This is a genomic window from Yoonia sp. (genome assembly GCF_014859355.1).
Classification (GTDB): domain Bacteria; phylum Pseudomonadota; class Alphaproteobacteria; order Rhodobacterales; family Rhodobacteraceae; genus Yoonia.
Map to the genome: position 1 here is coordinate 1 of NZ_JACUUJ010000012.1, position 14,809 is coordinate 14,809.

Annotated in this window: 15 protein-coding genes and 1 tRNA gene; 9 read left to right on the forward strand and 7 right to left on the reverse strand. The window is 57.1% G+C overall.

Features of this window, described 5'->3' with window-relative positions:
• Positions 1 to 65 precede the first annotated feature (65 nt).
• A tRNA-Ser gene (locus tag IBX59_RS06260) sits at positions 66 to 155 on the reverse strand.
• 245 nt (positions 156 to 400) lie between these two features.
• Here IBX59_RS06260 and IBX59_RS06265 point away from each other — a divergent pair.
• The 7 genes from IBX59_RS06265 to IBX59_RS06295 all read left to right on the forward strand — a co-directional run bounded on the left by IBX59_RS06265 (position 401) and on the right by IBX59_RS06295 (position 6,799).
• A complete protein-coding gene (locus tag IBX59_RS06265) occupies positions 401 to 1,273 on the forward strand; it encodes an SPOR domain-containing protein (RefSeq protein ID WP_296373523.1) in 873 nt (290 codons plus the stop codon).
• A gap of 30 nt (positions 1,274 to 1,303) precedes the next feature.
• Entirely contained in the window at positions 1,304 to 2,482 is a 1,179-nt protein-coding gene (locus IBX59_RS06270; RefSeq protein ID WP_296373525.1) for a D-alanyl-D-alanine carboxypeptidase family protein, read from the forward strand.
• Positions 2,479 to 3,087, forward strand: coding sequence for a dTMP kinase (gene tmk / locus IBX59_RS06275; RefSeq protein ID WP_296373528.1), 609 nt, complete (start codon positions 2,479 to 2,481; stop codon positions 3,085 to 3,087). The genes IBX59_RS06270 and tmk overlap by 4 nt, the downstream gene beginning before the upstream one ends.
• Positions 3,084 to 4,190, forward strand: coding sequence for a DNA polymerase III subunit delta' (locus IBX59_RS06280; protein ID WP_296373530.1), 1,107 nt, complete (start codon positions 3,084 to 3,086; stop codon positions 4,188 to 4,190). The genes tmk and IBX59_RS06280 overlap by 4 nt, the downstream gene beginning before the upstream one ends.
• Positions 4,191 to 4,200: 10 nt before the next feature.
• Positions 4,201 to 4,989, forward strand: coding sequence for a TatD family hydrolase (locus IBX59_RS06285; RefSeq protein WP_296373531.1), 789 nt, complete (start codon positions 4,201 to 4,203; stop codon positions 4,987 to 4,989).
• On the forward strand, positions 4,986 to 5,789 hold the full coding sequence (locus IBX59_RS06290) for an MBL fold metallo-hydrolase (RefSeq protein WP_296373533.1): 804 nt from the start codon (positions 4,986 to 4,988) through the stop codon (positions 5,787 to 5,789). Before IBX59_RS06285 ends, IBX59_RS06290 begins: the two co-directional genes overlap by 4 nt.
• A gap of 80 nt (positions 5,790 to 5,869) precedes the next feature.
• Positions 5,870 to 6,799, forward strand: a complete 930-nt coding sequence (locus IBX59_RS06295; protein WP_296373535.1) for an AEC family transporter — start codon at positions 5,870 to 5,872, stop codon at positions 6,797 to 6,799.
• A gap of 67 nt (positions 6,800 to 6,866) precedes the next feature.
• On the opposite strand, the gene IBX59_RS06300 is transcribed toward IBX59_RS06295, so the two are convergent.
• The 5 genes from IBX59_RS06300 to IBX59_RS06320 form a co-directional block, all read right to left on the reverse strand.
• On the reverse strand, positions 6,867 to 7,754 hold the full coding sequence (locus IBX59_RS06300; protein WP_296373537.1) for an ABC transporter permease: 888 nt from the start codon (positions 7,752 to 7,754) through the stop codon (positions 6,867 to 6,869).
• A 3-nt stretch (positions 7,755 to 7,757) separates the two neighbouring features.
• Positions 7,758 to 9,419: an ABC transporter permease gene (locus IBX59_RS06305; protein ID WP_296373539.1), complete on the reverse strand. Its 1,662-nt coding sequence runs from the start codon at positions 9,417 to 9,419 to the stop codon at positions 7,758 to 7,760.
• 3 nt (positions 9,420 to 9,422) lie between these two features.
• Entirely contained in the window at positions 9,423 to 9,710 is a 288-nt protein-coding gene (locus tag IBX59_RS06310) for a DUF1330 domain-containing protein (RefSeq protein ID WP_296373541.1), read from the reverse strand.
• A 73-nt stretch (positions 9,711 to 9,783) separates the two neighbouring features.
• Complete coding sequence (locus IBX59_RS06315; protein ID WP_296373543.1) at positions 9,784 to 10,899, reverse strand: extracellular solute-binding protein; 1,116 nt, start codon at positions 10,897 to 10,899, stop codon at positions 9,784 to 9,786.
• 78 nt (positions 10,900 to 10,977) lie between these two features.
• On the reverse strand, positions 10,978 to 12,078 hold the full coding sequence (locus tag IBX59_RS06320; RefSeq protein WP_296373547.1) for an ABC transporter ATP-binding protein: 1,101 nt from the start codon (positions 12,076 to 12,078) through the stop codon (positions 10,978 to 10,980).
• A 352-nt stretch (positions 12,079 to 12,430) separates the two neighbouring features.
• Between IBX59_RS06320 and IBX59_RS06325 the strand changes: the two genes are divergently transcribed.
• Entirely contained in the window at positions 12,431 to 13,432 is a 1,002-nt protein-coding gene (locus IBX59_RS06325) for a hypothetical protein (RefSeq protein ID WP_296373670.1), read from the forward strand.
• 183 nt (positions 13,433 to 13,615) lie between these two features.
• Positions 13,616 to 14,299, forward strand: coding sequence for a DUF1236 domain-containing protein (locus IBX59_RS06330; protein WP_296373549.1), 684 nt, complete (start codon positions 13,616 to 13,618; stop codon positions 14,297 to 14,299).
• 65 nt (positions 14,300 to 14,364) lie between these two features.
• Here IBX59_RS06330 and IBX59_RS06335 read toward each other — a convergent pair whose 3' ends face one another.
• Positions 14,365 to 14,781, reverse strand: coding sequence for a VOC family protein (locus IBX59_RS06335; protein WP_296373551.1), 417 nt, complete (start codon positions 14,779 to 14,781; stop codon positions 14,365 to 14,367).
• Between the last annotated feature and the right edge of the window lie 28 nt (positions 14,782 to 14,809).

A 14,809-nucleotide genomic window follows, 5' to 3' on the forward strand; every position in this document is an offset into this window, starting at 1 on the left:
CCCCTTTGAAACAAAAAGAAAAAAGGACCCCGAAAGGGCCCCTGTGCAGATTCGGGAGGTCAAGGTGGCGGAGGAGGTGGGATTCGAACCCACGGTAGACTTTCACCTACGTCGGTTTTCAAGACCGGTGCATTCAACCACTCTGCCACTCCTCCGACCACGCCCTGTTAGCGACCAATTTCCGATTCGAAAAGCAGCTTTGCAGCGGCACCTGTTTTACAAAGGCTGCAGACCTGCCTTTCAAATGCGCCAAACCGGCGTTATCTTGCCAGAAGAGCCATGCAAAGTAGGTTGTTTTGCTGGCGCAATGTAGGCATCCGTGCGAAGAAACGCGAAGATCAAATCGGCGACGAACGGGCAAAAGCCCAGCGCAACGATCAATGGGCAAGGGGGCGGACAGATGATGTGCGAAAAGATCAGCGCGGGGCATAAATTCAGAAGTCTGGCATTTCTTGTCGCAGCGATGATTATCACGGGATGTAGCGAAGACGGTGGTTTTTCTTTTCCCGGCACATCCAAAACCGCGACAAACGAAACTGCGGCCCAACCTGCGGCGGCGCAAGGGCGCAGCGTGGAACAAGACGTTGAGCGGCCGGATATTTTCGCGATAACGGATCGGGGGCTATGGGATGGGCGGCCATCGCTGGGGGGCATCTGGGTGGCGCATCCCGATGTGACCGATCCAGAACGTGTGCGGATTACCAATCAGACCAATGGCCAGACAGTCATTGGAGCCTTGTTTCGCCGCGAACGTGAAAACCCCGGCCCATTGCTGCAAATGTCATCGGATGCGGCGGATGCATTGGGTATTCTGGCCGGCGCTCCAACGGAAATCAGCGTGGTGGTGCTGCGGCGCCAAGAGGTGCTGACAGCACCAACACCAGAGGAAAATCCGGTCGTTGCGGCCCTTGCTGCGCCTGTTAGCGTGCAGGAAACCGCGCTTGATCCGGTAGATGCAAGTGCCGTCAACCCCGAGGCCACTGGTGCGGTTATTGTGGCCGCGCAACCCCCGGACACAACTGCGGCGGGCGCGCCAGACCTAGCTGGTCGGCTGATACAGATTGGGGTGTTCAGTATCCAGGCCAACGCCGAAGCGGCGGCAGGCAGACTGCGCGCTGCCGGTCTTGCTGCACAGTCCCTGCCCGAAGAGGCCGGTGGCAGGACGGTCTGGCGCGTTGTTTCTGGCCCGGCGACCGATGCCGATGCGCAAGCGGCAATGCTTGCCCAAATCAAACAGCTTGGCTTTGCCGATGCTTTCGGTTTTGAAATTTGACACAGACCCACGATGCGGAGACCCGAACACATGCCCAGATCATCCATCCTCATTGCGATTTTCGGTTGCGTTCTCAGCGCGAGCGCAAGCGTGGCGCAAACCTTTGATACGCGGGCGACAGCGGCTTACGTCTTCGACCAGACCACCGGCACCGTTCTTTTGGCCAAGAATGAAGATATCCCCCTGCCCCCGGCATCCATGTCCAAGCTGATGACCATTTACATGGCATTTGAAGCAATCGTAGACGGCCGTTTGTTGATTGACGATATTTTGCCGGTTTCTGCCCATGCAGCCAGCTATGGCGGATCGTCGATGTTTCTGGACACCACTGATCGTGTCACGGTCGAGGATCTTTTGCGCGGCGTCATCGTCTTGTCGGGCAATGATGCAAGCACCGTGCTGGCCGAAGCCCTGTCACCCGACGGAACAGAGGCAGGGTTTGCGCTCATGATGACACAGCGGGCGCAACAGTTGGGGATGGAACATTCTGTCTTTGCCAATGCAAACGGCTGGCCTGCCGACGAACATCGCATGTCAATGGAAGATCTGGGGATTTTGACTGACCGGTTAATAACGGATTTCCCCACGTTCTATCCACTTTTTGCCGAAACCGAATTTGCCTTTGACAATCGCGTTCCGTCAAATTCGCGCAACCGCAACCCGCTGTTGACGCTGGGGATCGGGGCTGACGGTCTGAAAACGGGCCATACCCAAGAGGCAGGTTACGGGCTGGTCGGTTCTGCAAAACAAGACAATCGTCGGGTCATTTTCGTGATTACCGGATTAGAGTCGCAGGCCATCCGAGCCGAGGAATCCGAACGGATTGTCAACTGGGCCTTCCGGCAGTTCGCGCAAAAGGATGTGGCCAGCGCAGGCACCCGCCTCGCAGAGGCCCCCGTCTGGATGGGTGACGCAAACACCGTTGGGCTGACGGTGGCAAATGATCTGTCGTTGCTGGTTCCGATCCTGAACCAAGGCACGATTGATGCACAGGTGGTCTATCATAGTCCAATCGAGGCACCCATCACCGCAGGCCAGCCATTGGGAGAGCTTGTGATCACCCTGGATGGGCTGCCTGAAAAGCGTCTGCCGCTTGTGGCGCAAACCGATATCGGGCGCGGTGGATTTGCCGCACGTATGCGCACGGTCGCCGCCGTGCTATGGCAGAAGTTTGGCCCCCAGGCAGACCAGACCACCGAGGGCGCATGACCCTGCCGCGCTTTATCACTTTCGAAGGTATAGACGGTTCCGGCAAATCAACACAAGCCCGGCGTTTTGCACAACATCTTCAGGCGCAGGGCACTGGGGTCGTTCTCACCCGTGAACCCGGCGGCAGCCCCGGCGCAGAGGACATTCGCAAGCTGCTTTTGACCGGTGACCCCGATCGCTGGTCTGCCGAAACCGAAATACTGCTCTTCACTGCCGCACGCAGGGACCATCTTGAAAAAACGATCAATCCCGCGCTTGCGGCAGGAAAAACCGTCGTTTCAGACCGTTTCGCAGATAGCACAAGGGTTTATCAGGGCGCAACGCGCGGTGATCTACGGCCCATGGTGGATCAGTTGCATGCTTTGATGATCGCGCGAGAACCGGACCTGACCTTCGTCATTGACATGGACCCTGTGCTTGCCTTGGAACGCGGCCTTGCCCGCAAATCAGGCGAAGACCGTTTCGAAGATTTTGGCCTGCCCTTTCAGGAAACCCTGCGACATGGGTTTCTGGCGCTTGCGCATGCCAACCCGAACCGCTGTGTCCTGATTGACGGCAACCGCACCGCCGATCAGATCGCCTCAGAAATCGCAGCCCACGCATGACAGACGCGTCCAATCCCGAACCCGACCGGATCGAGGGCGCGCCGCATCCGCGCGAAACGCCGGTCCTGTTTGGGCAGGGCATGGCAGAACGCGATTTTCTGGATGCCTTCACCAACGGTCGTTTGCACTCAGGCTGGCTGATCACCGGGCCACGCGGTGTGGGTAAGGCGACGCTGGCGTGGAAGATCGCAACCTTTTTGTTGGCAGGGGCTGCGCCTTCGCTTTTTGACGATCAGACCCTTGCCGTTGATCCCCAACACCCCGACGCACGCTTGGTGCAATCCGGTGCGCACCCACGGCTGGCACTGATCCGCAGGCCCTGGGACGACAAGGCAAAGGCGCTGAAGGCCGATATCACGGTTGACGCGGTGCGCAGCCTGAAAACCTTTTTCCAACTTTCGGCGGCAGATGGCGGGCGGCGGGTGGTGATCGTTGATGCGGCAGATGAACTGAACCGCAACGCAGCCAACGCGATCCTGAAAGAACTGGAAGAGCCCCCAGCAAACACCACATTGCTGCTGGTCGCGCACCAACCGTCACGGCTTTTGCCAACGATTCGGTCACGGTGCCGGGAATTGCGCTGTGCCCCCTTGTCAGCTGGCGATCTGGAAAAAGCACTGAATCAGGCGGGCCATCCGGCAGGCAGTGCCGAAAGTCTTGCTGCGCTGGCTGGCGGATCGCCCGGTGACGCGGTGCGACTGCTCAATCATGACGGACTGACGCTTTACGCTGCATTGATCCAGCTTTTTGACGGCCTGCCACAGATCAACCGGCCTGCGGCGTTAAAAATCGCCGAAAGTTGCACAGGCCGGGCCGGCAGCACCCGTTTTGGACTGACACTGGACCTGATCGACCTGTTCCTTGCACGTGCGGCCAAGGCCGGCTTGATGGGCGCACCCAGCGTACAAGGCGCAAACGGCGAAGCACGCCTGTTGTCCCGCATCGCCCCCGATGATCGCGCCGCGCGCCGCTGGGCGCAATTGCAACAGGACCTTTCCGAAAGGTCGCGCCATGGGCGCGCAGTGAACCTTGACCCTGCCGCGCTGATCCTTGATATGATCTTCAAGATCGAACAGACGGCACAAGGTGTCGCCGCAGCCTGAAAGCCGCGATATGACCCAAGCAAAAATCGTTGACAGCCATTGCCATCTGGATTTTCCGGATTTCGACACCGAACGCGATGCCGTGATCGCGCGCGCGCTGGATGCTGGCGTGGAACGTATGGTGACGATCTGCACAAGACTGCGCCAAGAACCGCAGGTGCGCGCCATCGCCGAACGGTATGCCCCCGTCTATTATGCCGCAGGCACCCATCCGATGAGCGCAGCGGCAGAGCCGCTAGCCACGGTGGATGAGCTGATCGCCCTGGCAGAACACCCCAAGTTTGTCGGCATTGGCGAAAGCGGGCTTGATTATCACTACACCGCCGAAAGCAAGGATATCCAACAGCAATCGTTGCGCATCCACATTGCTGCGGCGCGGCAGACCCGTCTGCCACTGATCATCCACGCCCGTGCGGCGGATGACGACATCGCGCAAATCCTGTCGGAAGAATATGCCAACGGCGCGTTCACTTGCGTGCTGCATTGTTTTTCCAGCGGGGCCGCGCTCGCCAGAAAAGCGCTTGATCTGGGGTTTTACCTGTCGATGTCCGGCATCGCCACCTTTCCCAAAAGCCAGGACATCCGTGACATCTTTGCAAATGCACCGATTGACCGGATCCTTGTGGAAACCGATAGCCCGTATCTGGCGCCGCCACCCCATCGGGGCAAACGCAACGAACCAGCCTTTACCGCCCATACCGCAAAAATCGGTGCCGATATTTTCGGGCAGAGCTTTGCCGATTTTGCCGCACAAACAACCGCCAACTTTGATCGTCTGTTCTGGAAGGCCCACGCATGACTGACACCCTAAGTTTTACAATTCTTGGCTGTGGATCATCGGGCGGCGTGCCGCGTCTGGGTGGCGACTGGGGCGATTGTGATCCGGCCAACCCCAAAAACCGCCGTCAGCGGTGTTCGTTGCTGGTGACACGCACCAGTGGAAGCCATGTGACCCGCGTGCTGATCGACACATCACCCGATATGCGCAACCAATTGCTTGAAGCAGGGGTCGGGGTCGTGAACGGTGTGGTTTACACACATTCACATGCCGACCATGTCCACGGCATCGATGATCTGCGCATGATCGTTTTCAACACCCGCACACGGATGCAGGTCTGGGCTGATGGCGACACAACCGATGCTTTGCTGTCCCGGTTTGGATATGCTTTCGTGCAACCCGCAGGCTCTGCCTATCCGCCGATCTGTGACCTGAACACCATCATCGGCGATGTAACCATCGACGGGCCCGGCGGGCCGATCACGCTGACACCCTTTCAGGTCAAACACGGCAACATAGACGCCCTTGGTTTTCGCGTTGGCGGCGTTGCATATTTGCCCGATGTCTCTGACATCCCAGAACCGGTTTGGGCGCAGCTTCAGAACCTTGACTGCTGGATTGTCGATGCATTACGCCGCAAACCGCACCCGACCCATGCGCATCTGGCCAAGACACTTGACTGGATCGCGCACGTCGCCCCGGGGCAGGCGGTTTTGACAAATCTGCACAACGATCTGGACTATGACACCCTCGAGGCCGAAACCCCCGCCCATGTCCACCCTGCTTTCGATGGCATGACCTTGACCTTCCCTGTCCGGTAACGGCTTCTTTCGCGCGAAAATATCCCCGCCGGAGGCCTGAAAATAGAACGCGGCGCAGCCGCACCTTTAGGAAAATGGTGATGGCAGCTCTGCTTGATGTGATCCTGCCGGTCTTTCTGGTGATCGGCTTTGGCTATCTTGCCGTCTGGAAAGGTGGCTTTAGCGAGGCGGGCGTCGATGGCCTGATGAAATTCACCCAAGGCTTCGCAATTCCCTGTTTGTTGTTCCGGGCGATATCGACCCTTGATCTGGGCCAGAATTTTGATCTTGCCTTGTTGTTCAGTTTTTACGCCGGTGCGCTTGCCGGTTTCTTTGCAGGCTTGCTTGGCGCGCGTTTCATCTTTGGCCGCGATTGGGAAGACAGCGTTGCAATCGGGTTCTGCTGTCTGTTTTCAAACTCGCTTTTGCTTGGTCTGCCGATTACGGAACGGGCCTATGGGTCTGATGCGCTGATGGCAAATTATGCAATTATCGCAGTGCATTCACCCTTTTGCTATGCGGTCGGCATCACGGCGATGGAAATCGCACGCAACCGGGGCAGCAATATTGCCGCCCTGCCCGGCAAAGTGATCAGCGGCATGTTTCATAACGCCTTGATCATCGGGATTACGGCAGGGTTTATCGTCAACCTTGGCAATATCCCCCTGCCCGCTGTGCTGACCGATGGCATCGACCTGATGGTGCGCGCGGCACTGCCTGCAGCTTTGTTCGGGCTTGGCGGCGTGCTTTACCGTTATCGGCCCGAAGGCGACATGCGCACCATCCTTTACGTTGTAGCGGTGTCACTGGTTCTTCATCCTGCCGTTGTTTGGGGGCTGGGGCGCGCCAATGATCTCAGCGTTGAAGCATTCCGCTCGGCCATGCTGACCGCGGCAATGGCACCGGGGATCAACGCGTATGTCTTTGCCAACCTTTATGGCAGGGCCAAACGGGTGGCGGCCTCGGCTGTGTTGATGGGGACAGCACTTTCGATCCTGACAGTTTGGGTCTGGCTGGCTGTCCTTCCCTAACCCAATGCAAAAAATGCGGCTATTTTCACAGCCGCATTTTGCAACGATCAAACCGGCAATGGACAGGTCAGCCCGGCGACATGCCGCGCAACCGCTCGGATCGGCGGCGCAACATCTCGACCGTTGCCAGCAGCAGAATCGACACGCAGACCAGCACTGTCGCAACCGCCAGAATTGTCGGGCTGATCTGTTCACGCAGCCCCGTAAACATTTGCCAAGGCAGTGTTTTTTGCGCCGCGGCCCCGACAAACAAAACCACCACCACTTCGTCAAATGACGTGATAAAGGCGAAAAGCCCCCCTGAAATGACCCCGGGCAAGATCAATGGCATCTGCACCCGGAAAAACGTGACCGTGGGCGTAGCACCCATATTGGCAGCAGCGCGCGTCAGCGATTCATCAAAACCCACAAGTGTTGCGGTCACTGTGATAATCACAAAAGGAATTCCAAGCGCCGCATGGGCCAGGATCACCTTGACATATCCCGTCACGGACCTTGACATGCCCAGATATTCTTCCATCCACAGCCCCATCTGGCTGTAGAAAAAGAACATCCCCGTCGCAGAAATGATCAGCGGCACAATCATTGGTGAAATCATGATCGCCATGATCGCGCGCCGAAAGGGCACATGGCTTTGGCTCAATCCGATGGCGGCCAATGTCCCTAAAGACACAGAAATGATCGTCGCAAATGGCGCGATGATCAGCGAATTTTTCAGCGGCCGGGTCCATTCGGGGTTGCTGAAAAAATCGCGGTAGTGTTTCAGCGAATAACCTTCGGGATCCAGCGCCAACATTTTTGGCGTGAAGGTGAAAAAGTTTTCCGCGTTAAACGACAACGGAATGATCGTGACAATCGGTGCGATCAAGAAAAACAGAACTAAGCCAACAATCACGCGAAAGCTATAATGCCAGATTTTCTGGCCCGTTGTGGCGTATGGTGGCAATGTGCTCATCGCTCAGCCTCCCAGTTTGACGTTATCAATGCCTACGATCCGGTCGTATGCCCAGTAAAGAAGCAGGACAGCCGCCAGCAAAATTGCGCCAAGCGCAGCCGCCAGCCCCCAGTTAAGCGAGGTCGAGATGTGATAGGCGATCCGGTTCGAGATAAAGACACCCCGTGTCCCGCCCACGATTTCCGGCGTGATATAATAGCCGATCGACAGGATGAAACACAGGATAGACCCCGCACCGATCCCTGGAATGCTTTGCGGGAAATAGACCCGCCAGAACGCTGTCCAATTCGTTGCCCCCAGCGATTTCGCGGCGCGCAGATAGCTGGGCGGGATCGTTTTTAGCACCGAATACAGTGGCAAGATCATGAAGGGCAGCAGGATATGTGTCATTGCAATGATCGTGCCAGTCGCATTGTTGATTAACGAAAGTCGGTTGTCATCGGCAACCAGGCCGATCCAGACCAGCAGTGAATTGATCACCCCCTGATCCTGCAACAGAACCTTCCAAGCGGATGTGCGCACCAGCAGCGATGTCCAGAAGGGCAAAAGCACAAGGATCATCAAAAGGTTGGCTGTGCGCGCTGGCAGGTTGGCCAGCATCCAGGCGACAGGATAGCCAAGCAGAATACAACTGCCCGTAATGGTCAATGACATCACCAATGTGCGCCAGAACAAAGTCAAATATATCTGTTGGTTTTCCGGTCGCCATTCAATGCCGTTCGGGGTCTGTTCCAGATCGATCGAATTCAGGAAATACCCGGGTGTGAAAGGCGGGCTATACGTCTGGATGGTCTGCCACACACGGGGTTCCAGCCAACCACTGTCAATCTCGGCAAATGCGTCCTTATAAGATGGTGCAGCAATATCCGGCACAATCGCCAGCGCAGCCAAAAGTGAATCTGCACCCGGGCCGTCATACGCCGCCAACCGTGCGCCGGCTTCTGGGTCACGCAGATCATCCGCCAATGCGGCATAGACCGCTTCCCACGGGGTTTCTTCGGCGATGACGTCATTGTCGACATTCGCCGTATAAAGTGCCCAACTCGCGTATTGCTGGGCCGTCAAGGGCAGCGCCTGCGCAATGTCACCGCGCAAGGCAAAGTCAACGTCAAGACTGATGTCGGCGGATGTCAGACGTTTCAGCCGGTCGCGCTGCTGGATCATCAAGCCGCTGGCGATTGCCCCGCCATTATCGTTCATCAGGTCAAACCAGAACGCGCCATCACCCCAAGCGGGGTTCAAGTCTTCGAAAGCGTCTTGATAAAGCTCACCTATATCGCTCAGGCTGCGGCCAGATTTGCGAAACAGGGACGAAATCCCCGCCTGTTCATAATTCAGCCGCGACCCCAGTTTCGTGTGTTCCTTGGCCTCTGCAGCAACGAACATATCATAGAACAAGGCCTGAAACACCGTTTCGTCGGGGGCTTCATTTTGATCGGCATCCCACGCGGCCAGCGCCGCGACTGTCTTGGGAATCGTATTGCCCACGATCTGATTTTCGACAGACCGGAACAGCATCTGCCCGATCGGTATGACAAAGGTCAGCATGATAAAGAGCAGTAGCGGCGCGATCAGCATCAGGGCCCGCATCTTTTGACGCCGCAGGGCACGGTTCAGGCTGGACTTGAGCGGGCGGCCATCGGCGGCCAGAACTTGCTCACTCATGTGTTAAACCCCTTCTACCAGCACGATCTGGCTGGTTGCATTCTTGCGCCGTATTTCGGCGACTTCCTGATATTCCGACGAATAGTACAGCGCCTTTGCGCTTTCGTAGTCGGGAAATTCAAAAATCACATGGCGATCAAAGGCTGGTCCTTCGGGCACTTCGGATGTGCCTCCACGCACGATGGGGCGGCCGCCATAGGATAGGATCATGGGTGTGTCGCGTGTGATATATTCCTGATAGGCCTCAGGATCATTCACGGTGATATGGCCGATGATATAGCCTTTTGGCATCAGTTGTTTTCCACCCGCGCGACAAATCTTGAACATGCAGGGTGGGCAAAACCCACCCTGCAAAGGCTGTAGCTTAGCGTGCCAGCCAGCTTTGGAACTTGGCGTCCAGATCGTCGCGGTAATCAGCCCACCATTCGTAGTTGTAAACGAATATGTTCTGCGCGTTTGCCGGGTTGGTTGGCATGTGCGGGGCCATATCGATCCCCAGCGTGGCATGTTGACCAACCAGCGGTGCAGACGACTGACGTGCCGGACCATAGGCGATATATGCAGCCTGATCCGCCAGGCGCTGCGTATCGGTCGCAAAGCGGATAAAGTCCATGGCGCGCGCCAGGCGATCCTCTGGCAGGCCGGTAGGAATAATCCAACCATCAATGTCATACACCTGCGCGTCCCACAGCATGGCGACGGGCTGGTCCTGCTCTTCGATCAGGCTGAACAGACGGCCATTGTAGGTGGACCCGATCAGAACCTCGCCATCAGCCAAAAGCTGGGGTGTGTCGGCACCGGCCGACCACCAGACAACGCTGTCCTTGATGGTGGCCAGCTTGGCGAATGCCATGTCCTGGCCTTCTTCGGTTTCCAGCATGTCATAGACGTCTTCCTTGGCAACGCCAGAGCAGAGCAACGCCCATTCCATGTTATTGATCGGGCGGCGTTCCAGCGACCGCTGACCGGGGAATGTTTCCAGGTCAAAGACATCACAGATTTCGGTGGGTGTATTCCCGCCCCATGCTTCCACGTCCGTACGATAGCCGAATGCGGTCGAATAGGCGATTTGCGGAATAAAGCAATCAGACACCAGCAACTCACCAAAGTCTTGGGTTGGTGTGGAGCCATCGTCACCCGCTAACAGCACCTCGTCGACGTCGATTTCCATTGCCAGACCTTCGTCGCACAGGCGAATGGCGTCGGCTGCAACAACATCAACAACATCCCATGTGATATTGCCCGCTTCGTTCATCGCACGCAGCTTGGCAACCGCCTCGTTCGAGGATTCATCCCATACGGCGGTGACGCCCGGATTCATCTCAAGATACGGCTTGAGATAGGCTTCGTTCTGGCTGTGCTGATAGGCGCCACCCCAGCTGACAAGCGTCATCGAGTCGACCATATGCGCGTCTGCAAATGCTGATGCGCCCGCCAATGTCAGCGCGGATGTCGCCATTAGTGTTTTTGTCAGTTTCATTTTATACTCCCGTTAATCTACCCGTTATCCAGTTTATTTGCAGGGCCGCCCGTCGGGCATCGGCGGTCCATCATTCCGCTATGCATCAAGCGCGCGGCAATCCTCTGCCAGCCAGCCGATGTCGATCTGCTGGCCCGGCTCCAAGCGCACCTGATCAGGTGCGTTGCGTGTCTTGATGATGAAATCGTCGCGTCCGGCAACCCGCAGGCGTGTGCGGAAAATGTCACCCATATAGATGAATTCAAGCACTTCGGCTTTCAGCGTATGGGCACCTTCTTGCAGGCGGCTTTTATCAAATTCGACCCGCTCTGGCCGGATGGACACCAGCGTCCGGTCACCCACATTCGCCACATTCACCGGAACCGCGTCGATTACGTCACCGCTGTCTAGCTTGACGATGCAGGTATCGCCGCGGATTTCCTGCACGACGCCATCCAGCGTGTTATTTTCACCAATGAACTGTGCCACAAAACTGTTCTGCGGCTTTTCATAAAGCTCGTCCGGCGGCGCCAACTGTTGGATCCGGCCATCATCAAAAACGGCAACGCGGTCTGACATGGTCAGCGCCTCGGTCTGGTCGTGGGTCACGTAAACCACGGTGATACCCAAATCATGCGCCAGGTTGGTAATTTCAAACTGCAATGTTTCGCGCAACTGCTTGTCCAGCGCGCCCAGCGGTTCGTCCATCAGCACCAGCTCCGGTTCAAACACCAACGCGCGGGCCAAGGCGATCCGCTGTTGCTGACCACCCGAAAGCTGTGCCGGACGCCGCCCGCCAAAGTCACCCATCTGCACCATCTCCAGCGCGCGCTTGACCTTTTCCTCGCGCAGCGACTTGCCCATTTTGCGAACTTCCAACGGAAACGACAGGTTTTCTGCCACCGTCATATGCGGAAACAGCGCATAGTTCTGGAACACCATCCCGATGCCGCGTTTATGAGGTGGGATATCGTTGATAGATACGCCATCCAACCGGATCGCCCCATGCGTCGCCGTCTCAAAGCCGGCCAGCATCATCAGGCAGGTTGTCTTGCCAGACCCCGACGGGCCAAGCATCGTCAGAAATTCACCTTTTGGCATCGACAGGTTGAGATCTTTCACAACCAGTGTCTCGCCGTCATAGCTTTTTTGCACACGTTCGAATTCAACGAACGCTGCGCTGTTTCCAGCTTGTGACAAACTTTTTCTCCCCAGCGGTCCGGCAGTTTTTTCTGCTCGTCTTTGTGCCTTGACTAAAACAAGTGGTCTTTGGTTATGCAACCGGAAAGACAAGAAAGAAGGTAAAAATAGGTAAAGCAGGTCTTTTTGCCTAATTTTTACCATCATGTCAGGACATTTATCCGCCGCATACGCAGATGAAGGACGAATTAACGGGATGTGGTTTTCACAAAAAAGCGCGTATCCGGTAAATTTCGTGAATCGCCGGCCCGGCAACGGCTGACTTGGGGCCTGCCGCATCTGCAAAGGGTCAAGGTTGCCTTGGCCTGCGGGGGTCATTAGTAGTTGAAAAATACAGATGGATACCATGCATATGGCGCAGCCCGCCCGCCACGCACAGCCTTTCAATATTCTGATCATCGGTCAGGCGGGCCGCCTTGCGTATGAGGCAGTGCTTTTCTTGGCGTCATTGCGTTCGCATTCGCCCGGCTTTGCAGGCCAGGTCTATGTGGGCGAACCACAGCCCGGGCCGCTGTGGGATCACGACCCCCGGATGCCCGCCGATATCAAGGCGGTGCTATCAGACATGGGCGCACAAATCGTGCCCTTCACGTCGGTGCATTTCGGCCAAAGCTACCCCTACGGCAACAAGATCGAAGCATTGTCAGCCTTACCGGCGGGCGCGCCGTTCGTATTCTTTGACACCGATACGCTGATCACGGGCGATCTGGGCGCGGTTCCCTTCGACTTTACCCGCCCCGCTGCATCCATGAACCGCAGCGGCACGTGGCCGGTCGAGGAATTGTACTGGCCTGGCTACACCGCAATATGGAAATCGCTTTATGAACGGTTCGGGCTGGATTTTGACAGCACCCTGGACCTGACCCAGCCCGATGAATACTGGGAACGCTATCTCTATTTCAACGCAGGCTGGTTTTTTGGCGCCGATCCTGTTGCATTTGGCAGGCGGTTCACCGAATACGCCGTATCCGTGCGCGATAACCCGACCGCAGAAATGGTGATCCAGCCGCTTGACCCGTGGCTGGACCAGATTGTTCTACCATTGGTCATTCATGCGCTTGGCGGCGGCAGACCGGGGCCGGACCTGGCCGGGCTGGACGGCGACGTGACCTGCCACTACCGGGTGCTGCCACTGTTTTACGCCCGCGCAAGCGATGCTGAAATCACCGCACTGGAAACCGCCGCCGCGCCCAACAAGGTGAAAAAGTGGCTCAAGCAATATGACCCGTTCAAGCGGATAATCTATCAAGGGCGCGGGCAAAAGCTGCGCGCGTTGTTTGACCGCGATAACCTGCCCCGCCATGAAAAGGCATTGCGCAACCAGATCAAAGCGGCCGGGTTCTGGATTCGGTAAAGGCCAGACCCGCGCGACGCCAGCCGAGGCTGCATGAAACCCTCGGCGGAATATGGCCGAGCATGCCACCCGGGGTTCAGGCTGGCCTTACATCTTTCATGGTCCATGCACACCTATCATCTGATCGCGACGGCAGCCCCTGAACATCAGGCAGGCACCCCTGCGGCTCGAAAGGAATATTCCATGAAATCTTTGACCCTTGGCCTCGCTTCGGTGATCGCGTTGACTGCTGCCGCACCGAGTTTTGCGCAATCAACCGAAGCACGCGCCGGTGCCGAAATCTCTGCCCGTGTGACACCAAGCGAATTCGCCCCGTCCGTCGGTGTCCTTGAACTGAACCAAGCCGTTATGATCGAAGGTTGCCTGGAAGATGTCAGCTGGTGCCAGATCAGTTTCGACGAGCAGACAGCTTGGGCCTCAGCCGAATATCTATACGTGGAGGAAGACGCAAAGCCAGTGGCGCTGATCAACCGCCCCGGTTCGTTGTCACTGACCACCGTGACGGTGCCAGATGTGGATGCAACCCAAGCGGAACAGAATTCCGCTGCGGCCCTTGGCGCGACGCTGGGGTCACTGATTGCCTTTGCGGCGGGTGGCCCATTGGGTGGCATCATCGCAGGCGGGGTGATTGGCTCTGCCGTTGCCGTATCGACCGTCGAGCCATCCGAGGAAACGCTGGTGTTTGTGACCGCCAATCCTGTCGATACGATCTACCTCAACGGTGAAGTCGCCATTGGTGCCGGCGTTCCTGCCGAGGTCGTGATGTTTGATGTGCCTGCACAGCCCGAATTCCGGTATCTGAACGTCAACAACCAAACTGTTCTGGTCGATGCCGCAACGGGCACGATCGTGCGCGTTATCCGCTAAACGGCAACAACACGATCGGGCCCGGTGTTTGCATCGGGCCCTTTGTCATGCGGTCATTGATTGACTTAGCCCTTTGCAAAAACGCCGCTTTCTTTTGCAAAGCCTTTGACCTCGATCGGGTTGCCGGACGGGTCGCGGAAAAACATTGTCCATTGCTCGCCCGGCTCGCCTTTGAACCGCACGGATGGGGCGATGATGAAATCGGTCTGGCGGTCCTCCAGCCGGCCGGCCAGCGCCGTCCAGTCATCCAAGGGCAGCACGACACCAAAATGCGGCATTGGCACCATGTGATCGCCCACCTTGCCAGTGGGCGCGTTGGCAAATGCTTCGCCCAGATGCAGGCTGAGCTGATGACCGAAGAAATCGAAATCGACCCATGTGTCGGTGGACCGTCCTTCAACCGCGCCCAGCGCGCCGGAATAAAATTCCCGTGCGGCGTCCAGATCAGTGACGTGAAAGGCAAAATGAAAGGGAACGGGCATGGTTTGATCCTTTTTCGCATGAGTCGTT